Below are 20,722 nucleotides of genomic sequence, written 5' to 3'. Positions count from 1 at the left end.
GGCCTCAAGGCCGCGACGGCGCGCGCCGATGACACGGGAGGGTCCCGCTCGCGGCCGGGAGGCGTTCCGCCCCGCGCATGGCCGCGCGCCCGCGGGGGAACCAGAGACGCTGCACCGCGAGCGCGCGTACCCGGACCGGAACAGGGGTGACCTGGTGATCGAAGTGCTGCTTCTGCTGCTGGCCCTGCTGCTGACGCTGGCCTGCGCGGTCTTCGTCGCGGCGGAGTTCTCCCTGACCACCGTCGAGCGCGGCGAGCTGGAACGGGCCGCCGAGGCGGGCGAGGCGGGCGCGGCCGGGGCGCTGAAGGCCGCCAGGGCGCTGACGTTCCAGCTCTCGGGCGCCCAGCTCGGGATCACCGTGACCTCGCTGGTGATCGGCATGCTGGCGGAGCCCTCGCTGGCGACGCTGCTGCGCGGGCCGCTGGACGACGCCGGGCTGCCCGCCGGGGCGGCGTCCTCGCTGGCCGTTGCGCTGGGGGTGGCCGCCTCGACGGTGGTGCTGATGGTGATCGGCGAGCTGGTGCCGAAGAACTGGGCGATCTCCAGCCCCGTTCGGGTGGCGCGGGCGGTGGCGGGCCCGCAGCGGGCGTTCACGACCGCGTTCGCCCCGTTCATCCGGCATCTGAACGAGACCGCGAACCGGCTGGTGCGGCTCCTCGGCCTCGAACCCACGGAGGAACTGGCCTCGGCCCGCACCCCGCAGGAGCTGATCGCGCTGGCCAGGCACTCGGCGGAGGAGGGGGTGCTGCCGCCCGACTCGGCCGAGCTGTTCGTGCGCACCCTGCACCTGGGCGAGCTGACGGCGGAGAACGTGATGACCCCGCGCGTGGACGTGCACGCGCTGCGGAACACCGCCACCGCGGCCGACGCCGCCAACCTGACACTGGCCACGGGCCTGTCGCGCTTCCCCGTCTACGACGGCGGCCCGGACGACGTCATCGGCGTCGTCCACATCAAGGACGTGCTGGCCCTGGACGAGTCGGAGCGCGCCACCACGCCGGTGGAGCGGCTGGCGACGCCGCCGGTGCTGGTGCCGGACAGCCTGCCGGTGGACCGGCTGCTCGAACAGCTGCGGGCCGCGCACTCGATGGCGGTGGTCGTGGACGAGTACGGCGGCACCGCGGGCGTGGTGACGGTGGAGGACATCGTGGAGGAGGTCGTCGGCGAGGTCCGCGACGAGCACGACCCGGCCGAGGGGCCGGGGCTGGTGAAGACCGGTCCCGGGACCTGGGAGGCGGACGGCGGGGTGCGGCTCGACCAGCTCGCCGCCATCGGGCTGCCGGTGCCCGAGGGTCCCTACGAGACGGTGGCGGGCCTGGTGGCCACGCGCCTGGCCCGCATCCCGGCCCCCGGCGACCATGTGACGCTCGACGGGTGGTGGCTGAGGGTGGCGGCGACCGCGCGGCACCGGGCGGTGCGGGTGCACATCGCCGCCCCCGCGCCGGGAGGGGAGGCGCCGTGACCGGGCTCCAGATCGCGCTGGGAGCGCTGACCCTGCTGACCAACGCGTTCTTCGTGGGCGCCGAGTTCGCCCTGATCTCGGTGCGCAGGGACCAGATCGAGCCGCGGGTGGAGGCGGGCGAACGCGGCGCGCGCACGGTGCTGTGGGCGCTGCGGCACCTGTCGCCGATGATGGCGACCGCGCAGCTGGGCATCACCGCGTCGTCGCTGGTGCTGGGCGCCGTCGCAGAGCCCGCGATGGCACACCTGCTCGAACCCACGTTCGACCGGCTCGGGGTCCCCGCGGGCGTGACGCACCCGATCGCGTTCGCCATCGCGCTGACGGTGGCGACCTATCTGCACATGCTCGTCGGCGAGATGGTCCCGAAGAACATCGCGCTGGCCGCGCCCGACCGGGCGGCGATGCTGCTGGGGCCGCCCCTGGTGGCGATCACGCGGGCGCTGCGCCCGGTGGTGTTCACCATCAACGCGTGCGCCAACGCCCTGTTGCGGCTGGTGCGCGTGGAGGTGCGGGACGAGGTGGCGTCGGTCTTCACGGATGACGAGCTGGCGCGCCTCGTCCAGGATTCGAGCGACGCGGGACTGCTGGAGGCCGAGGAGAGCAGGCGGCTGCGGGACGCGCTGGAGCTGGGCAGCAGGACGGTGGCGGAGATCGTGGTGCCGGTGGGCCGGATGGTGACCGTGGACCACCGGGTGACGCCGCGGCGCCTGGAGCGGGTCTCGGCGGAGTCCGGCTTCTCGCGGTTCCCCGTGACCGGTCCGGGCTCGACGGTGCTGGGGTTCCTGCATGTGAAGGACGCGCTGGGGGCGGCGGCGCGGGACAAGCCGTTCCCGCGCGAGGCGCTGCACCCGGTGGTGCGGGTGCGGCCGGACACGCCGCTCGACGACGCGCTGACCGCGATGCGGGCGGCCGTGACGCATCTGGCCGCCGTGACGGGCGGGCGGGGGGTGCTCCTCGGCTTCGTGACCATGGAGGACGTGCTGGAGGAGCTGGTCGGCCCGGCCGCGAACGCGGCCTGAGCCCCTGGCTCCCTGGCCCCCTGGTTCCGGCGCCCGGTGTCACGCCCCCCTGCGGCGCGGGCGGGGCGGTTCGGGCGCGTCCCTGGGCGACCCGCCGTCGGTGCGCTCCCCCTCCGCCTGCGACGGGGGCCTGCGCGGGTTGGGGTGGCCGCGCCGCTCCTTGCCCCGGGCGTTCCGCTCCTGCTTGTCGTGGTCACGCTCGCCCTCGGCCTGCGAGGGGGATTTGTCGCTCATGCTGGCGCGGGTATCCGCGAGGCGGGAAGGGAAACGGAGAGCGCGGTCCGTATTCGGCGGGTATTCGCCCTATGCCCCGAATGGCCCCGGCGCCCGCCGGGTACCCGGCGGGCGTCAACGGAAGAAGAGGCAACGAACGAGAGCGACACCGGGAGGACACCATGGGCAAGCCCAGCCCCATCGAGGTCCAGAAGGCCCTGAAGGGCGCGCCGTACCCGAGCGACAAGTCGACACTGGTGCAGACGGCCAAGGAGAACGGCGCCGACCAGGGCATGGTGGACCGCATCTCGAAGCTGGACGCGGACACCTTCGACGGCCCGAATGACGTCCAGAAGGCGATCTTCCGCTGAACGCGGAGGCGCAGGGGGCCTCCGGCCGTCACACCACGTGACGCCGCTGGTCACGCCGCCCTGGCCACCTCCGCCGGGCGCGGCGGGACCGGGGCGTAGCCCGGGGTCCCGGCGGCGCCCTCCGGCCGTCACACGACTCGGCCGACCCGCCCCCGACGGGGAGGACCGGCCCAGCCGCGCGCGCCGCTGCGGCGTCCCAGCACGTCCGCCGCGGAGGTCACGCCGCCGTGGCCACCTCCGCCGGGCGCGGCGGGACTGGAGGAGAAGGCCCGCTCCCGCGGCGGTGGCGATGACCAGCCCGCCGATGACCAGGGCGGCCCTGGCTCCGGCCAGCTCCATCAGCAGGCCGATCGCGGGCGGGCCGACCAGGCCCCAGCCGGTGGAGAGGCTGCGCCAGACACCGAGCACGCGGCCCCGCATGTGCGCGGGCGGGTCGGTCTGGAGCACGGTGGTGCCCGCCGTGTCGGAGACGGACTCCACGATGGCCATGGGGATGACCAGGGCGATCAGCAGGGCCAGCGTCGGGGTCAGGCCCGCGGCGATCTGGAGGACGGCGCCGACGGCGGCCATGGTGGCGACCAGCCGGACCGAGGGGCGCTGGAGCACACCGGCCAGCAGCGCGCCGCCGATTCCGCCGATGGCCAGGGCGGTCGAGACGGTGCCGAACGCACCCGCGCCGGCGGCCAGCGGACCGGTCACCAGCACGGCCAGGGTCAGCGCGTAGTTGCGGCCGAAGATGGCGCCGAGGCCCGTGATCGCGGCCAGCGCGACCAGCCGGGGGCGGCCCAGGAAGTAGCCCAGGCCCTCGCGCGCCGAGGCGACCGGCGAGGCGGGGGGCTTCTCCGCCGCCACGGCCGTGGCGGGCGTCTCGTCGGACTTGTCGATCAGCTTCAGGAACGGGATCACGGCGGCGACGAAGGCGAACGACAGGCCGTTGGCGACGAAGGCCGCCGCGGCACCGAAGATCACCACGGCGCCACCGGCCAGGGCGGTGCCGATGAGGCGGCCGACGCTGTGGACGGCGGAGCCCAGGGCGATGGCCGAGGGCACGTCCCTGGTGGGCACCAGGTCGTTGCCGAGCAGGGCGGTGGCCGGGGAGTCGACGGTGGCGATCACGCCGGTGACGGCGGCCAGCGTCATCAGCACCGGCACGTTGAGCGCCCCGAAGGCGACCATCGCGGCCGTCGCGAAGGCGACGAGACCCAGCGCGGCCTGGCTCAGCGCGGCGGTCGTCTTGCGCGGCCACGCGTCCACGGCGGCGCCGCCGAGCAGGCCCAGAAGCAGGCCGGGGCCCGCCTGGACGGCCAGCGAGAGACCCGTCATGGCGGCGGAGCCGGTGACCTGGAGGACCAGGAGGTTCTGCACCGTGAGCTGCATCCACGTTCCGGCGTTGGAGACCAGGTTGGCCACCGACCACCAGCGCATGCTGGGGTAGCGCAGGGAGCGCCACGGGCTGCGGCGAGCGGAAGTCACAGAAGACATGAGGAAGAAGGAGGGGGAGGGGATCGGCGCGGTCCTGCGTGCGCCGGGCGACGTGGCCCACCATGACAAACGGGGTTCGCCCCCGGAAGACCATGATCGTCCGGGGCCCGCCACCGGCGCCCGGATCCCTTGCCCCCCATGCCTCCCGCGCATTGCGTGGCCTTGCTCACACCCGCCCCGGGCCGGAAGTCCGTGGATCAGGCGGGATCAGGCGGGATCAGGCGGGATCAGGCGGGATCAGGGGGGATCAGGCGGGATCAGGGGGTCATGACGATCTTGCTCGCGTCCTTGTCCTGGAACATCGCGTACGCCTCGGGCGCCCGGTCGAGCGGCATGTGGTGGGTGGCGAAGCCCTCCACGCCCAGCCGGTCCTCGCCGGAGAGCAGCGGCAGGATGTCGGGCACCCACCGCTTGACGTTGGCCTGCCCCATCCGGATCTGGATCTGCTTGTCGAACAGGCTCAGCATCGGCAACGGGTCGGCCATGCCGCCGTAGACGCCGCTCAGCGAGATGGTGCCGCCGCGCCGGACCATCTCGATGGCCAGGAACAGCGCGGAGAGCCGGTCGACGCCCGCCTTGGTGACGATCTTCTCGGCCGCCTTGCCGGGCAGCCATCCGCTCGCGTCGTGGAGGAACTTGGCCGCGCCGCTGCCGTGCGCCTCCATGCCGACCGCGTCGATGACGGCGTCGGCGCCGCGCCCCTCGGTGAGGTCGCGGACGGCGGCGGCCGGGTCGTCGTGCTCCCTGAGGTCCAGCGTCCGCGCGCCGCGCTCGGCGACGCGGGTCAGGCGCTCGGTGACCAGGTCGATGCCGATGACCTGGCCCACGCCCTGGAGCAGCGCGAGGCGGCAGCACATGTCGCCGATCGGGCCCAAGCCCACGACGGCGAGCGTGCCGCCCTCGGGAACCTCGGCGTGGGCGACCGCCTGGAACGCGGTGGGCAGCACGTCCGAGAGGTAGAGGTAACGGTCGTCCGGCACGCCGTCCGGGACGGGGATGGGCCCGTACTGCGCCTGCGGGACGCGGAGGTACTCGGCCTGCGCACCGGGCACGGAGCCGTAGAGCTTGGTGTAGCCGAACAGGGCGGCGCCGGTGCCCTGATCCCTGACCTGGGTGGTCTCGCACTGGGTCTGGAGGCCCCGGTCGCACATGAAGCACGAGCCGCAGGCGATCTGGAACGGGACGACCACGCGGTCCCCCGGGGCGATGTCCCTCACCTCGGGGCCGACCTCCTCGACGACGCCGATCGGCTCGTGGCCCAGGATGTCGCCGGGGGTCATGAACGGCGAGAGCACCTCGTACAGGTGCAGGTCGGAGCCGCACAGGCCGGTCGACGTGACCCGGACGACCGCGTCCGTGGGCTCCTGGACGTGCGGGTCCGGCACCTCTTCCACCCGCACGTCGCGCTTGCCATGCCATACGACGGCCTTCATGACGCCTCTCCTCCGCTGGGTCGGGACACCTCTGGCAGGTGGGGCCCCGAGTACCCGCCCCGCGCGGTCCCAGACCGGTGAACGGCGTCCCCGGACGCGACGGCCAGGGCCGCCACCGCGAGAGCCGCACAGGCCAGCAGGGCGCAGAGGGTCACGCACAGCAGCCGTTGCCGCAGCTGCCGGTAGCGGGCGGTGTACTCGCCATCCAGGGTGCGGCAGCGGTCGGCGACGCCGGTCAGGACCCGGCGAGCGAGCCTGACACGTTCCTCGGCGTAACGGGCCGCGACGTCGGCGCGCTGCTCCTCGGTCAGCCAGGTCAGCCCGGCGGCGAAGGACTCGCCCTCGGTGCGGGCGTTGCCGAGTTCGGCCTGCCACAGGAGGTACCCCTCCAGCCGCGCGATGCCGGTGGCGGCCTCCCGCTCCCCGGGGTCGGCGCGCATCTACGTGTCCTCCCGCCCCGGCTGCCCCGGCCCCTCAGGCCCCTCGGGACGCTCAGGCTTCTCCGGCTGCCCCGGGCCCGGGGCGTGCTCGACCGCCTCGGCGACGTCGCGGCGGCCGGTCCGGCGGGCGTGGTCGACCCGGACCACGTCCGGGTGGTGCAGGTCGAACGCGGGCGACTCGGAGCGGACCCGGGGCAGCGCCAGGAAGTTGTGCCGGGGCGGGGGGCAGGAGGTGGCCCACTCCAGGGAGCGGCCGAACCCCCAGGGGTCGTCGCCGCCCTCGCGCGGCGCGTGCTTCGCGGTGTGCCACACGTTGTACAGGAACGGCAGCGTGGACAGGCCGAGGAGGAAGGCGCCGATGCTGGAGATCATGTTGAGGGTGGTGAAGCCGTCGGAGGCCAGGTAGTCGGCGTACCGGCGGGGCATGCCCTCGGCGCCCAGCCAGTGGTGGACGAGGAAGGTGCCGTGGAAGCCGATGAAGAGGGTCCAGAAGTGGATCTTGCCGAGGCGTTCGTCGAGCCGGGTGCCGTTGAACTTGGGCCACCAGAAGTAGAAGCCCGCGAACATCGCGAAGACGACGGTGCCGAAGACCACGTAGTGGAAGTGCGCCACCACGAAATAGGTGTCGGTGACGTGGAAGTCGAGTGGCGGCGAGGCGAGCAGCACGCCGGTGAGGCCGCCGAAGAGGAACGTGACGAGGAAGCCGATGCACCACAGCATCGGCGTCTCGAAGCTCAGTGAGCCCTTCCACATCGTGCCGATCCAGTTGAAGAACTTCACTCCGGTCGGCACGGCGATCAGATAGGACAGCAGGGAGAAGAACGGCAGCAGCACCGCCCCGGTGGCGAACATGTGGTGCGCCCACACCGTCATGGAGAGGCCGGTGATGGAGATGGTGGCGGCGACCAGCCCGATGTAGCCGAAGATCGGCTTGCGGGAGAATACGGGGAGGATCTCCGTGACGATCCCGAAGAACGGCAGGGCGACGATATAGACCTCGGGATGCCCGAAGAACCAGAAGAGGTGCTGCCACAGCAGCGCTCCGCCGTTGGACGCGTCGTAGACGGTGGCCCCGAAGATGCGGTCGGCGGCGAGCATGAACAGGGCGGCGGCCAGCACCGGGAACGCCATGAGCACCAGCACGCTGGTCAGCAGGACGTTCCAGGTGAAGATCGGCATCCGGAACATGGTCATGCCGGGGGCGCGCATGCAGACGATCGAGGTGATGAAGTTGACCGCGCCGAAGATCGTTCCGAAGCCGGAGAGCGCCAGGCCCATGATCCACAGGTTGGGCCCGTGCCCCGGCGAGTGGCGCTCGTCGTTGAGCGGGCTGTAGGCGAACCAGCCGAAGCTGGCGGACCCCTCGGGCAGCAGGAGTGACCCGATGACCATGAGCCCGCCGAAGAGGTAGAACCAGTAGGCCAGCGCGTTCAGGCGGGGGAACGCCACGTCGGGGGCGCCGATCTGGAGCGGCATGATCCAGTTCGCGAACCCGGCGAAGAGCGGCGTCGCGAAGAGGAACATCATGATCGTGCCGTGGAGGGTGAACGACTGGTTGTACTGCTCCGCGGAGATGATCTGCATGCCGGGGCGGGCGAGTTCGGCGCGCATGACCAGGGCGAGGGCACCGGCGAGCAGGAAGAAGAGGAACGCGGTGGTGAGGTAGAGCGAGCCGATCTGTTTGTGGTCGGTCGTGGTCAGCCAGGACACCACGACCTTCCCCGCCGCCCGGGGCGCCGGCTCGTGTTCTTCCGCCCGTGTTTCGGTGGCAGTCGCCATGAACGGTCCTTTCGTGGGGTCGCGGCCCGTTTGTACCGCCGGGGGCACGCGGCGCCCTGGTATGACTCGTTCGTGGGCGTGTGGGCCGCTGGGGCCCGAGGGGGCGGAGGGCGGGGGGCGCGAACGCGCGGATGGCGTCCGCCGGTTCAGCGGCCGGTCGGCTCGTCCGCCGTGGCTGCCTCGACCACGTCGGCGAGATGACGGAGCATGCGGCGGTGGCGGAGCTGGAGCAGGGCCTCCGAGACCGTGTTGTGCATCCGGCCGCCGGGCCCGGTGAGGGGGTGCTCGTCCACCGTGACCAGGGTGCTGGTCTCTCCCCAGGGCTCCAGCTCGATGCCGATCCGGGCGGTGCCCACCAGCTTGCTCTGCGCCTCAAGTTCCAGCCGCCTGACCGGGTCGAGGTAGCGGACCACGGTGCGGCCCGCGAGCCGCTTGCAACCGATCTTGACGGTGTAGCGGATGGCCGTGCCGACGGCGGGCCAGTCGGCGTCGAGCGGCTCCGAGTCGTGGGTGCCCACGACCCAGTCCGCGTACCGGTGGCCGTCGGAGAGGACGGACCAGACGGCGGCCGGGGGGCGCTTGATCAGGACGGGCCTGACCGCCATGGCAGGCTCCTTTCACGGTGGAGGAGGCGGGTGCGGAGCGCGGCCCGTGCCGCGTTGGCGCCGCAGGCGCCGTGCACGCCGCCGCCCGGGTGGGCCGAGGCGGAGGCGAGGAACAGGCCCGCGACGGGGGTGCGCGCCCGGCCGGTCCCCGGCAGGGGCCGGAAGATCAGCTGCTGGTGGACGGCGGCCGTTCCCCCGTTGAGCGCGCCCTGGTCGAGGTTGCGGTCGCGGCGCTCCAGCTCGGCCGGGGACAGGATCCGCCGCTCGGCGATGGTGTCCCGGAAGCCGGGGGCGAGCCGTTCGACGGCGGCTTCGAGGCGTTCGGCCAGCACCTCGGGAGGGCCCGGCCCGTCGCCCTTCCTCGGCAGGTGGGTGTACGCCCACGCGGACTCGGTGCCGGTCGGGGACCTGGAGGGGTCGGCGGTGGTCATCTGGCCCAGCACGACGCAGGGGAGCTCGGGGGGCACGCCGGTGACCAGGTCCGTGCTGTAGCGCGTCAGATGGTCGACGCTGTCCGCCAGGTGGACGGTCCCGGCGGTGCCCGCCTCGGGGGACGCCCAGGGGATCGGGCGGGTGAGCGCCCAGTCGACCTTCAGGGTGGGGCTGTCCCACTGGAAGCGGCGCAGGTCCTCGCGGAGCCGGTCCGGCAGGTGCTCCCAGCCGACGAGGCCGCCGTAGAGCGCGGGCGCCGGAACGTCGGCCAGCACCGCGCGGCGGGCGGTGACAGGCTCCCCCTCGGCGGTGCGTACGCCCACGGCACGGCCGCCGCGCACGATGACCTCGGCCACGGCCGTGCCGCAGCGCACCTGGCCGCCCCGGTCCTTCAGGCGGCGCGCCAGGGCCGCGCTGAGCGCGCCCGAGCCGCCGACCGGCACCGGCCAGCCGTAGCGCTGCCCGAGCATGAGCAGCAGCCAGCCGAACGCCCCGCTGCCCGGGGACTCGGGGAGGAAGTCGGCGTGCAGGCCGCTGCCGGTGAGCAGCAGCGGGCCGCCCGCGCCGGTGAACTCCTCCTCGCCGAGGCGCCGCGCGGACAGGGTCAGCGTCCGCAGCGTCCGCAGGCCGCCCGCCCGCCGGAGGCGGGCCAGCAGCGCGGCGCCGTGGCGCACCGGGGGGAACGGGGTCAGCAGCGCCTCGATGAGGTGGGGCGCGAGCCGGTCCCAGCGGTCGAGGAGTCGCAGATACGCCTCGCCGTCGCCGGGGGCGAACGCGTCGAGGCTGGCGGCGGTGCGCTCCGGCTCGCGGTGGAGCACGGCGCAGCGCCCGTCGGGCGTGGGGTGGGCCAGGACGGCGGGGGCGTGGCTCCAGGCCAGGCCCCAGCGCTCCAGGTCGAGGGCGCGCAGCGCCGGGGAGGCCACGGTCAGCGGGTAGAAGGCGCTGAAGACGTCGTGCACGTAGTCCGGGTGCACGCCCCGGTCGCTGCGCACGGCGCCGCCCGGCTCGTCCTCGGCCTCCAGGACCAGGACGCGCCATCCGGCGTCGGCCAGGACGTTGGCGGCCACCAGCCCGTTGGGCCCGGCGCCGACGACCACGGCGTCGGCGTCGGCGTGCCCACGGGTCCCGGCGCTCATGGCCTCTCCCCCACGCCGGTGGCCGCCTCGCGGAGCCGTCCGCCGCCCGGCAGGCGACGGCGCAGCGCGGGCAGGCCGGGGGCGCCGCCGCGCCGGAGACCTTCGAGGAACGCGGCGACGGCCTCGTCGGCCGGGCGGACCGGCGCCCACCCCAGGACGCGGCGGGCGCGGCCGGTGTCCATGAGGGGAAACGCCAGCACGCAGTCGAACATCTCGGCAGAGGTGGGCAGCAGCCTGGCCCGCCAGCCGGCGGCCACGGCGGCGCGCGCCGGGCGGTAGGGCAGGGGGACCAGGCGGGCGCGGTTGACCTCGGCGAGGAGCGCCGCGTCCACGGGCGGCTCCGCGGCGATGTTGAACGCGCCGCGCGCCCGCGGGTCGAGTGCGGCACGGCAGAACGCGTCGGCGGCGTCCTCGGAGTGGACGGCCTGGAGGCGCAGCCGGGGCAGCGAGGGCACCAGGCGCATCGGCCGGGGTGGTCGGCGGCTGGGGAAGAACGGTCCGGCGAACAGCCGACGTTGCTGCGGCGCCGACGCCGCCCCGACCACGATGCCGGGGCGGATCCGGACGGTCCTGACCTCCGGGTGGCGGCGCTCGAACACGTCGAGAAGCCGCTCGGTGTACGCCTTCTCCCGGGGATAGGGCGCGGTGGGCCAGCCGTCCGTGGGCCAGCTCTCGTCCACGCGGCGGTCCTTGGGGCCCGGGGCGTAGGCGACGACCGAGGAGGCGTGCACCAGCGTCCGCACGCCCGCGTCGGCCACGGCCTCGAACACCCGGTCGCTGCCGAGGACGTTGGTGCGCCAGGTGATCTCGGGGCGGCGCGAGGGCTGGAAGAGGCACGCGAGGTGGATGACGGCGTCGGCCCCGCCGAAGAGGCCCGGCAGGTCGGGCTCGGTGGTGATGTCGGCGCCGACGAAGCGGACTCCCTCGGGCAGGCGCGCGGGGTGGCGGCGCGCGACGGCCACGACCGTGCCCACGCCGGGGTGGCCCGCCAGCCGGCGCACCACCTCGGTGCCGATGTTCCCCGTGGCGCCGGTGACGACCACGGTGGCCGTGGCCGCCCCGGTGCTCAGGACAGCTCCGCGTAGCCGAAGAGCTCGGCGTATCCCGAGGGAAGCCGGCTGAGGAGCTTGTTCATCTCGCCGCCCGAGACCTCTTCGGAGATCACCGAGAAGACGACACGGGTGTCCGTTTCCGCGGTTTCCACGTCCTCCCCGGCCTCGTCGGCGACGCGCGAGATGAATTCCTCGACGCCCCAGGTCCGTCCCGTCTCGTCGGACCTCTCCAGGATTTCCGCGAGCGGCATGGGCAATTGATCGGCGAGATGTTCGGCCGAACTCCCGGGAAGTCGCTCCGCCAGGGTGGCGACAACCGCTCCGACGATTCTCTCCGCCTCGTCGGCGGGGTACTCACCGCGTTCGCGCACGGTGGAGAGAAAGGATCCGTAAGTCACGATGGCGCTCTTTTCCTCGGTCGTTTCCGCGGTCTCCCCGGACGGGCGGGTCAGGCGTTGGGCCTGGCGCCCGAGATGTCCGCGAGGCCGGACTCGGAGTCCTTCTCGATCGCGAGATCGCCCAGGCTGACGATGCCCCTGAGCTGTCCGTCCTCGACCACGGGGAGCCGGCGCACCGACTTCTCCCGCATCACGGAGGCGGCGCGGTCCAGCGTGGTGTCCGGCTCCACGGTGACCAGGTCCTCGTGGCTGGCCGCGTCGCGCACCGGGGTGGAGGCGGGGCGCTCGGCCGCGACGACCCGGACCGCGATGTCCCGGTCGGTGATGATGCCGATCAGCCGCCCGTCCTCGACCACCGCGATGTCGCCGGTGTCCCGCTCCCGCATCAGCCGGGCGGCCTCGGCCACCGGCTCCTCCTCGCCGACGGTGGCCGGCTCCCGCGTCATCAGCTCGGCTACGGTGCGTGCCATGGCGGTGCTCCTTCTCTGGTGGTTCGCCTCGAAGGCACTCGGGTAACCACGGCGGGGTGCGGGAAAACCTCCCGGGGCCCGCCTTTCTCCCCCCGAGATGTGCGGAACGCGGATAGCGGGCAGACTTGTCGGAACGGCCTCTTCCCGTGGCGAGCAGAGCGGAATCGCACGCCCACCCTCACCTGGGAGAGCAGGATGAATACACCCGCGAATTCCCGTAAGAAGCGCCATCCGCACGACGACGCGCCGGACACCAGTTGGCAATTCAAGCGCATTGCCGAGTTGCCACCGTGTCCGGAACGGGAGGAGTTGTGCCGGGACGTGATCTGTGCATGGATTCCCATGGCGGACCGGCTGGCCAGAACGTTCCGCGACCGCGGGGAGGCACTGGAGGACCTGGAGCAGGTCGCCGCGCTCGGCCTAGTGAAGGCCGTGCACCGCTACGACCCGAGCCGGGGGCGGCCGTTCGAGAGCTACGCGGTGCCGACCATCGTCGGCGAGGTGAAGCGGCACTTCAGGGACCACATGTGGGGCCTGCACGTGCCGCGGCGCACGCAGGAGCTGCGGAACCGGGTCAGGGCCGCCATCCGGCAGCTCAGCTTCCGCCTCGACGACCGGGGGCCGAGCGTGGAGCAGATCGCGGGCCACTGCGGTCTGACCGAGGACGAGGTCAGGACGGGCCTTGAGGCGCTGGAGAGCTACAGCACCCTGTCGCTGAACGCCGAGCTGCCGGGCGCCGACGGCGACTACTCGCTGCTGGACACGCTGGGGACGCACGAGCCCGGGTTCGACCGGGTGGTGGACCGGGAGGCCGTCAAGAGCCCGCTGCGGGCGCTGCCGGAACGGGAACGGCAGATCCTCTACCTGCGGTTCTTCCACGGCATGACGCAGAGCCGCATCGCCAGGAAGCTGGGCATCTCGCAGATGCACGTCTCCCGGCTGCTGAGCCGGGCATGCGAGCGGATCAGGGCCGAGGTCGAGGACGCGGAGGCGGGCCGGGAGGCCGAGCCCGCGGTGCGCCGGTCGGCCGCCTGAGGCACCTGAGGCACAGGCCGTGGGCCCCCCGGCGGCGGTGCCGGGGGGCCCACCCGGAAGCGGGGTAGGAGTACGGGGCAGGAGTGATCAGCGAAGGGGTCGGTTGAGATGAATCTCGGACCGCTGAGTCCGCTAAGGCGACCGCTGGTCGCCCTTGGGCTTGCCCGACTGGCGTGGCGTGCCGTGCGGCGGCGCCGCGAACGGCGGGGCCGAGGTGGCGGGGTCCACCGGTGAGCTCCCCCGCCTGGGCCGGCCGGGGCGGGGCGGGGTCTCGCCGCCGGGCGAGGGCGTGTCCCCGGCGTCGAGGCCCTCCTGCCGTGCCCGGATCTGCCGGACCACCGCGGGGCGGTGGGCATGGGCGCGTTCGTAACGGAGCAGCGCGTCGAGCTCCGGCGGCCCGAGCGCCCTGATGCGGTGCTCGATCTCGCCGGCGGTGAGACCGTCGTAACCGGCGATCGGCGGGTCCTGGTGGTGAGGATCGGTCTGGGACATGGCCGCCGGGTACCCGTCCGGCGGAGGAGAAATCGCCCGCCCCGGACGGCACCCGTCAGGGCAACCCCTCAGGGCAGGGGCGAGCCGCCGGTGGCGTTCATGATCTCGGCGGTGATGTAGTCCGCGTCGTGCGAGGCCAGGAAGACATAGGCCGGGGCCATCTCGGCGGGCTGCGCGGGGCGGCCCAGCGCGGACGCGGCGCCGAACTCGCCGGTCGCCGGCAGCGTGGAGGGGATCAGGGGCGTCCAGACCGGCCCTGGCGCCACCGCGTTGACCCGGATGCCCCGCGGCGCGAGGTGCGCGGCCAGGCCCTGGGTGAACGTGACGATCGCGCCCTTGGTCATCGCGTAGTCCAGCAGGTGGGGGCTGGGCCGGTAGCCCTGCACGGACGTGGTGTTGATGATGCTGCCGCCGGCGGGGAGGTGCGGCACGCACATCCGGCTCAGCCAGAACATGCCGTAGAGGTTGGTCCGGATCACGCGGTCGAACTGTTCGGTGGTGATCTTCTCGATGCCGTCGGACTGGGCCATCTGGTAGGCGGCGTTGTTGACCAGGACGTCCACCGCGCCGAACGCCTCGACCGCCTCCTCGACCACCCGCCGGCACTCCTCCTCCTCGCGGATGTCGCAGGCCAGCGCCACCGCGCGCCGCCCGGCCTCGGTCACCAGGCGGCACGTCTCCTCGGCCTCGGACTCCTCCTCCGGCAGGTGGGTGAACAGCACGTCGGCGCCCTCCCGCGCGTAGGCGAGGGCGACCGCCCGGCCGATGCCCGAGTCGCCGCCGGTGATCACGGTCCCGCGGTCCTTCAGCCGGTCCCGGCCCCGGTAGGACTCCTCGCCGTGATCGGGCCGGGGCACCATCTTCTCGGTGTCGCCCGGGTGTTGCTGGGACTGCTCGGGGAACTCGGGCGCCGGGTGGCGCCGGGTGGGATCCGCCGGCTCGTTCTGCCGTTTCCCGCTCATGCGGGGCACCTCCGTCGCTCGCTCGCTTCCGTCAGCTCCTGTCGCGGCCGTCCCCCTCCTCATCCCGGGGGCCCTCACCACCCGACAGGTACTCCTGGAGCTTGGCCTTCAAGCCCTTCCGCACCACGTCGCCCCGGTCGGAGTCGCCCTTCAGCAGCGCCTTCACGGTCGACTCCAGCTGGTCCCAGGTGGCGTGCGGCGGGATCGGCGGCACGGCCGGGTCGGTCAGGAACTCCACGACCGCGGGGCCCGGCGCCGCGAACGCCTCGCGCCAGCCCGCCTCGACGTCCTCCGGCTTCTCGACGCGCACGCCGACCAGGCCGAGGGACCTGGCGAACGCCGCGTAGTCCACGTCGGGGAGCTCCTGGGAGGGGAGGAACTGCGGGGCGCCGGACATCGCCCGCATCTCCCAGGTGACCTGGTTCAGGTCGCGGTTGTTCCACACGCCGACCACCAGGTGCGGGTTCTCCCAGGCGTGCCGGTACTTGGCGGCGGTGATCAGCTCGCTCATGCCGTTCATCTGCATCGCGCCGTCGCCGACCAGCGCCACCGCCGGGCGGTCGGGGTGGGCGAACTTGGCGCCGATCGCGTAGGGGACGGCGCAGCCCATCGTCGCCAGCGTGCCGGAGACGGTGCCCCGCATCGTTCCGCGCATGCGGATGTGGCGGGCGTACCAGTTGGTCACCGAGGCGGAGTCCGCGGTGATCAGCGCGTCCTCGGGGAGCAGCGGGTCCAGGCAGTGCGCGACGTACTGCGGGTTGATGGGGTCGGCGTCCACCAGCTCGGCCTGGCGGGCGAGGGTGTCGCGCCAGCGGTCCATCGCCGAGGCGATGTGGTCGAGCCGGTCGCGGGCGCCCTCCTTGGGGCGCAGCAGCGGCAGCAGCCTGGTGAGGGTCTCGCGGGCGTCGCCCACCAGGTTGACCTCGTAGGGGTACCGCAGGCCGCTCATCACGGGGTCCACGTCGATGGACACGGCCCTGGCCCGGCCGTACTCAGGGAGGAACTGGCTGTAGGGGAAGTTGGAGCCGACGACCAGGAGGGTGTCGCAGTCCCGCATCAGGTCGTGGGACGGGCGGGTGCCCAGCAGGCCGATGGTGCCGGTGACATAGGGCAGCGTGTCGGGCAGCACGTCCTTGCCGAGCAGCGCCTTGGCGACACCGGCGCCGAGCGTCTCGGCGACCTCCTGGACCTCGGCCGCGGCCTTGGCCGCGCCCTGGCCGACGAGGACGGCCACGTCCGTTCCCTCGTTGATGACCGCGGCGGCGCGGGCGAGGGCGTCGTCGGTGGGGGTGGTGGTCCAGCCGCTGAGGTCCAGGCTGGAGGGGACCGTCTTGAACGCCTGCTCCGGCGGATGGTGGTCGAGTGCCTGCACATCGGCCGGGACGACCAGCACGGCGGGGGCGCGGCGGGCCAGCGCGGTGCGCACGGCGCGGTCGAGCACGTTGGGCAGCTGCTCGGGCACGGTCACGGTCTCGCTGAAGGCGGCGACGTCCTTGAAGAGCGTGTGCAGGTCCACCTCCTGCTGGTAGGCGCCGCCCATGGCGGCGCGGTCGGTCTGGCCGACGATCGCCAGCACCGGGACATGGTCGAGGGCGGCGTCGTACAGGCCGTTGAGGAGGTGGATGGCGCCGGGTCCCGAGGTGGCGGCGCAGACGCCGAGGACGCCGCCGAACTTGGCGTGGCCGACGGCCTGGAACGCGGCCATCTCCTCGTGCCGCGCCTGGATGAAGCGGGGTTCGTTGTCCGCGCGGCCCCAGGCGGCGAGGAGGCCGTTGATGCCGTCGCCCGGGTATCCGTAGACGGTGTCGACGCCCCATGCGCGGAGCCGGGAGAGGAGGTGGTCGGCGACGGTCCGGCTCATCGGTTGACCTTTCAACGGGGAAGGCTCGGACAGAGCGGGTAACCCCGTCACCGCCGCCGAAAACCCCCCGCCGTTCAGGGCCTTCCGCCGACCCCGGTGGCGAACTCGTCCAGCCGCCCGTGCGGCAGTTCGGAGCGGAGCGGCGGGGTGTTCAGCCCGGAGCGGTGCCGCAGTCCGTGGATCAGGTCGCGCAGCGTCTCCTCCGCGCCCAGGCGCGGCACCCAGCCCAACTCGTCGCGGGCGCGGGCGCAGTCCATGACCGGCAGCCGCACGAACGCGTCGAAGAGCGCGGGCGGCGCGGGCGCGAGGCGGGCGCGCCAGGCGGCGGCCAGGGCGCCGCGCAGCAGGGCGCGCGGCAGCCGCACCGGCCGCGCGCCGAAGAGCGAGGCGAGCAGCGCCGGGTCGACGACGGGCTCGGTGGCCAGGTTGAACGCGCCGCGCACCGGGCGGTGGACGGCCAGCCGGTATGCCTCGGCGGCGTCGGAGGTGTGGAGCACCTGGAAGCGGAGGCCCGGCACGTCGGGGACGAGGGGGGCGCGTTCGGGGCGGACCAGCGGGCCCGGCACCAGCGGGCCCATGAAGAGGCGGCGCTGCCCCGACGCCGCCTCGCGGGCGAAGAGGAACCCGGGCCGCATCCGCACCACGCGCGTGTCGGGGTGCTCGAACGCGAAGGTGTCGAGGAGGCGTTCGACATACGCCTTCTCGCGGGTGTAGGAGGCGGACGGCCAGCCGTGGGTGGGCCAGCTCTCGTCCACGGCGCGGTCCTTGGGGCCCGGGGCGTAGGCGCCGACGGAGGAGGCGACGACCAGGGCGGGGACCCGGGCCGCGGCGGCGGCGCGCAGGACGTGGGCCGTGCCCAGCACGTTGGTGCGCCAGGTCATCAGCGGGTCGCGGGCGGGCTGGATCATCCAGGCCAGGTGGACCACGGCGTCGGCGCCGTCGAAGTGGTGGGCCAGGTCCCGGTCCGCGGCCGGGTCCCTCAGGTCGAGGGCGGCCCAGGTCGTCTTCTCCACGGACCAGTCGGGGATCCGCCGGGCCAGGCCCACGACCGAGGAGACGCCGGGGTCGCCGGCCAGGGAGCGCACGAGGGCGCTTCCCGCGTTCCCCGTGGCCCCGACGACGACCACCCGCCTGCCCTGCCAGTCCGCCGCTCCGCCCGCCGGCCCGCCCGCTGTCGTCATCGCACGCTCCTCTCGTCCGGCCCGCCCCGGCGCGGGGCCCCTGCCAGGTACCCGGCGGCCCGCGGCGCCACACCCCACCCGGAATATCCGGTTTGTCGGAATGTACCGGGGGTACTTGGGGGCCGGTAGGAACGGGAGGGCCGGTCGTTGACGAGACGGTCGTGGACCAAAGGGTGGACAAAGGAGAGACATGCGCTTCCGACACGCTGTCGTCACCGGCGGAGCCGGATTCCTCGGCTCGCATCTGTGCACCGCGCTGCTCGACCAGGGGGCGGCCGTCACCTGCATCGACGACCTGTGCACGTCCGCACCGGAGAACGTGGCCCACCTGCGGGACCGGCAGGGCTTCACGCTGACCGACGCCGACGTCTGCGACGCGTTCGACGTGGCGCGCCCCGCCGATCTGGTCCTGCACTTCGCCTCTCCCGCCTCCCCCAGCGACTATCTGCGGCTGCCGATCCACACGCTGGAGACCGGCAGCCTCGGCACGCGCAACGCCCTGGCCCTGGCCCGCCGCCACGGCGCGCGCTTCGTGCTGGCCTCCACGTCCGAGGTGTACGGCGACCCCAGGGAGCACCCGCAGAACGAGGAGTACTGGGGCCACGTCAACCCGGTCGGGCCGCGGAGCGTGTACGACGAGGCGAAACGGTTCGGCGAGGCGCTGGCCACGGCCGAGGCGGGGGTGCACGGCACCGACACCGGGATCGTGCGGCTGTTCAACACCTACGGCCCGCGGATGCGCGGCCACGACGGGCGCGCGGTGCCGACGTTCATCCGGCAGGCGCTGGACGGCGAGCCGCTGACGGTCACCGGGGACGGGCGGCAGACCCGTTCCCTCACCTATGTCGACGACACGGTGCGCGGGGTGCTGGCCCTGGCCGGGTCCGACCTGCGCGGGCCGGTCAACATCGGCAACCCGGTGGAGATCTCCATGCTGGACCTCGCCCACCTGGTGATCCGGCTGACCGGCTCCGACTCCACCGTGCGGCACATCGAGCGCCCGGTGGACGACCCGACGGTGCGCTGCCCCGACATCACGCTGGCGCGCGGCAAGCTCCAGTGGGAGCCGCGCGTCGGGCCCGAGGACGGCCTGGTCCGCACCATCGCCTGGTACCGCGACCGCCTCCGGGTGGCGGCCTCTCCCTGACCCACGCCCCCCCGCGATCCCGCGACCCGACGCCCTTGTGACCGGCCCCGGCCACCCGCCCCCACCCCCCCCGGGTGGCCGGGGGATCAGCATCCAGCAGCCCGGGAGGGCCCATGCGCGTACTCGGTATCAACGCCCTCTTCCACGACCCGGCCGCGGCGCTGGTCGTGGACGGCCGGACGGTGGCCGCGGCGGAGGAGGAGCGCTTCTCGCGCCGCAAGCACGGCAAGCGCCCCGTCCCGTTCTCCGCCTGGGAGCTGCCGGAGCGGTCCGCGGCCTGGTGCCTCGGGCAGGCCGGGCTCCGCCCGGAGGACCTGGACGCCGTGACCTACTCCTTCGACCCCACGCTGGCCCGCCCGGCCGAGGCGATGGGGCTCGACGACCCGTGGGACGAGCTGCGGCTGACCTACGCGCGCGAGGCCCCCGGCTTCCTGGCCAGCGCGCTTCCCGGGCTCGACCCCGCCCTCGTGCGGTTCGTTCCGCACCACATGGCGCACGCGGCCTCCTCCGCGTTCGCCGCCCCCGACGCCGGGGCCTGCTCCGTGCTGGTGCTCGACGGCCGCGGCGAGGCGGCCTCGCACCTGGCGGCCCGGCGCGTCGGCGAGCACCTGGAGCCGCTGGCGAGCCAGGCGCTGCCGCACTCGCTCGGACTGGTCTACGAGGAGCTGACGGAGCACCTGGGCTTCCTGCGCTCCTCCGACGAGTACAAGGTGATGGCGCTGGCCTCCTACGGCACGCCGCGCTTCCTGCCCGAGCTGCGCCGGTACGTCCACCCGACCGGGGACGGCGGGTTCCGGGCGGCGGGCGTGCCGTGGGACGAGTTCACGCCGCCGCGCGACGGCGAGAAGTCCTGGACCCAGGACCACGCCGACCTGGCGGCCAGCGGCCAGGCGGTGCTGGAGGAGACGCTGCTCGACCTGGTCCGCTGGCTGCACGGCCGCACCCACGACGCGTTGCTGACCATGGCGGGCGGGGTCGCGCTCAACTGCGTGGCCAACGCCAGGATCGCCCGCGAGGGCCCGTTCGACCGGGTGTGGGTGCAGCCCGCGGCGGGCGACGCGGGAACGGCGCTGGGCGGCGCGCTGCTGCACGCCGCCGTCGCCGACCCCGCGCCGACCGTGCCGGTGAGCGGGGCCGACCTGGGCCGGGGGTGGTCGGAGGCGGAGATCGAGGCGTGGCTGAAGACGGCGGCGGTCCCGTTCGAGCGCCCGCAGGACGTGGCGTTCGCGGTGGCGGAGGCGCTGGCGGAGAACGCGGTGGTGGCCTGGTTCCAGGGGCGCTCCGAGTTCGGGCCCCGGGCCCTGGGCCACCGGTCGCTGCTGGCCCACCCGGGCAAGTCGGGGAACCTGGAGCGGCTCAACGACATCAAGGGCCGCGAGCAGTTCCGCCCCGTCGCGCCGATGGTGCTGGCGGGGCGGGCGGCCGAGGTGTTCGAGGGGCCGCTGCCCAGCCCGTACATGCTGTTCGTGCACGAGGTGCGGCCGGCCTGGCGCGAGCGGATCCCGGCCGTGGTGCACGTGGACGGCACGGCCAGGATCCAGACAGTGGACCCGGCGAGCGAGCCGCTCCTCGCGCGGATGCTGGCCCGTTTCGAGGAACGCACCGGGCTGCCGGTGGTCGTCAACACCAGCCTCAACACGGCGGGCCGTCCGATGGTGGACGACCCCAGGGACGCGCTGGAGTGCTTCGGCTCCTCGCCGGTGGACCTGCTGGCGATCGGCCCCTTCCTGGTGCCTGTCTCTTATACACATT

At 73.7% G+C, this 20,722-nt stretch carries 19 protein-coding genes and 1 pseudogene; 6 read left to right on the top strand and 14 right to left on the bottom strand.

What is annotated here, in order from left to right:
- Positions 1-154: 154 nt before the first annotated feature.
- Both ADY01_RS16240 and ADY01_RS16235 read left to right on the top strand, forming a co-directional pair.
- Entirely contained in the window at positions 155-1,462 is a 1,308-nt protein-coding gene (locus tag ADY01_RS16240; protein WP_049573120.1) for a hemolysin family protein, read from the top strand.
- Complete coding sequence (locus ADY01_RS16235) at positions 1,459-2,481, top strand: hemolysin family protein (RefSeq protein WP_049573112.1); 1,023 nt, start codon at positions 1,459-1,461, stop codon at positions 2,479-2,481. Before ADY01_RS16240 ends, ADY01_RS16235 begins: the two co-directional genes overlap by 4 nt.
- 39 nt (positions 2,482-2,520) lie before the next feature.
- Here the strand turns inward: ADY01_RS16235 and ADY01_RS16230 are convergent, their stop codons facing one another.
- Complete coding sequence (locus ADY01_RS16230) at positions 2,521-2,715, bottom strand: hypothetical protein (protein WP_049573110.1); 195 nt, start codon at positions 2,713-2,715, stop codon at positions 2,521-2,523.
- A 71-nt stretch (positions 2,716-2,786) separates the two neighbouring features.
- On the opposite strand from ADY01_RS16230, the gene ADY01_RS37100 reads away from it, so the two are divergent.
- The gene (locus tag ADY01_RS37100; RefSeq protein WP_324613005.1) at positions 2,787-3,065 is read left to right on the top strand and encodes a DUF2795 domain-containing protein; all 279 of its coding nucleotides are present in this window, start codon (positions 2,787-2,789) and stop codon (positions 3,063-3,065) included.
- A 237-nt stretch (positions 3,066-3,302) separates the two neighbouring features.
- Here ADY01_RS37100 and ADY01_RS16225 read toward each other — a convergent pair.
- The 9 genes and pseudogenes from ADY01_RS16225 to ADY01_RS16185 form a co-directional block, all read right to left on the bottom strand.
- A pseudogene (locus tag ADY01_RS16225) lies at positions 3,303-4,547 on the bottom strand (MFS transporter); the annotation flags it as partial.
- A gap of 257 nt (positions 4,548-4,804) precedes the next feature.
- The gene (locus ADY01_RS16220; RefSeq protein WP_049573104.1) at positions 4,805-5,980 is read right to left on the bottom strand and encodes a zinc-dependent alcohol dehydrogenase; all 1,176 of its coding nucleotides are present in this window, start codon (positions 5,978-5,980) and stop codon (positions 4,805-4,807) included.
- A complete protein-coding gene (locus ADY01_RS16215; protein WP_063784256.1) occupies positions 5,977-6,420 on the bottom strand; it encodes a hypothetical protein in 444 nt (147 codons plus the stop codon). Before ADY01_RS16215 ends, ADY01_RS16220 begins: the two co-directional genes overlap by 4 nt.
- Positions 6,421-8,199 carry a cytochrome c oxidase subunit I gene (gene ctaD, locus ADY01_RS16210; protein ID WP_049573102.1) on the bottom strand — a complete coding sequence of 593 codons (1,779 nt, stop codon included), beginning with the start codon at positions 8,197-8,199 and terminating at the stop codon, positions 6,421-6,423.
- Positions 8,200-8,345: 146 nt separating this feature from the next.
- Entirely contained in the window at positions 8,346-8,804 is a 459-nt protein-coding gene (locus ADY01_RS16205; protein ID WP_049573099.1) for an SRPBCC family protein, read from the bottom strand.
- Positions 8,783-10,372: a phytoene desaturase family protein gene (locus ADY01_RS16200; protein ID WP_049573096.1), complete on the bottom strand. Its 1,590-nt coding sequence runs from the start codon at positions 10,370-10,372 to the stop codon at positions 8,783-8,785. The genes ADY01_RS16205 and ADY01_RS16200 overlap by 22 nt, the downstream gene beginning before the upstream one ends.
- A complete protein-coding gene (locus ADY01_RS16195; protein ID WP_049573090.1) occupies positions 10,369-11,415 on the bottom strand; it encodes an NAD-dependent epimerase/dehydratase family protein in 1,047 nt (348 codons plus the stop codon). The genes ADY01_RS16200 and ADY01_RS16195 overlap by 4 nt, the downstream gene beginning before the upstream one ends.
- 23 nt (positions 11,416-11,438) lie before the next feature.
- A complete protein-coding gene (locus tag ADY01_RS16190) occupies positions 11,439-11,822 on the bottom strand; it encodes a DUF2267 domain-containing protein (RefSeq protein WP_049573089.1) in 384 nt (127 codons plus the stop codon).
- A gap of 50 nt (positions 11,823-11,872) precedes the next feature.
- Positions 11,873-12,292, bottom strand: a complete 420-nt coding sequence (locus ADY01_RS16185) for a CBS domain-containing protein (protein WP_049573088.1) — start codon at positions 12,290-12,292, stop codon at positions 11,873-11,875.
- Positions 12,293-12,487: 195 nt separating this feature from the next.
- On the opposite strand from ADY01_RS16185, the gene ADY01_RS16180 reads away from it, so the two are divergent.
- Positions 12,488-13,327: a SigB/SigF/SigG family RNA polymerase sigma factor gene (locus ADY01_RS16180; protein WP_049573087.1), complete on the top strand. Its 840-nt coding sequence runs from the start codon at positions 12,488-12,490 to the stop codon at positions 13,325-13,327.
- Between the two features lie 132 nt (positions 13,328-13,459).
- Here ADY01_RS16180 and ADY01_RS16175 read toward each other — a convergent pair whose 3' ends face one another.
- From ADY01_RS16175 to ADY01_RS16160, 4 genes are all read right to left on the bottom strand, one after another.
- Positions 13,460-13,819, bottom strand: a complete 360-nt coding sequence (locus ADY01_RS16175) for a hypothetical protein (protein WP_049573079.1) — start codon at positions 13,817-13,819, stop codon at positions 13,460-13,462.
- 68 nt (positions 13,820-13,887) lie between these two features.
- Positions 13,888-14,781, bottom strand: coding sequence for an SDR family oxidoreductase (locus tag ADY01_RS16170; protein WP_049573077.1), 894 nt, complete (start codon positions 14,779-14,781; stop codon positions 13,888-13,890).
- Between the two features lie 31 nt (positions 14,782-14,812).
- Entirely contained in the window at positions 14,813-16,642 is a 1,830-nt protein-coding gene (locus ADY01_RS16165) for a thiamine pyrophosphate-requiring protein (RefSeq protein WP_049573075.1), read from the bottom strand.
- 74 nt (positions 16,643-16,716) lie between these two features.
- On the bottom strand, positions 16,717-17,823 hold the full coding sequence (locus ADY01_RS16160) for an NAD-dependent epimerase/dehydratase family protein (protein ID WP_049573072.1): 1,107 nt from the start codon (positions 17,821-17,823) through the stop codon (positions 16,717-16,719).
- 190 nt (positions 17,824-18,013) lie between these two features.
- Here ADY01_RS16160 and ADY01_RS16155 point away from each other — a divergent pair, with 190 nt between their 5' ends.
- Positions 18,014-18,970, top strand: coding sequence for an NAD-dependent epimerase/dehydratase family protein (locus ADY01_RS16155; protein ID WP_049573065.1), 957 nt, complete (start codon positions 18,014-18,016; stop codon positions 18,968-18,970).
- 113 nt (positions 18,971-19,083) lie between these two features.
- The coding region (locus ADY01_RS16150) for a carbamoyltransferase (protein WP_049573063.1) at positions 19,084-20,722 on the top strand (1,639 nt) is incomplete at its 3' end.

Source organism: Streptomyces sp. SBT349, assembly GCF_001083795.1.
Classification (GTDB): domain Bacteria; phylum Actinomycetota; class Actinomycetes; order Streptomycetales; family Streptomycetaceae; genus Streptomyces.
The sequence above is the reverse complement of the archived record's forward strand: the minus strand, read 5'-3'. Positions and strand labels throughout refer to the sequence as shown.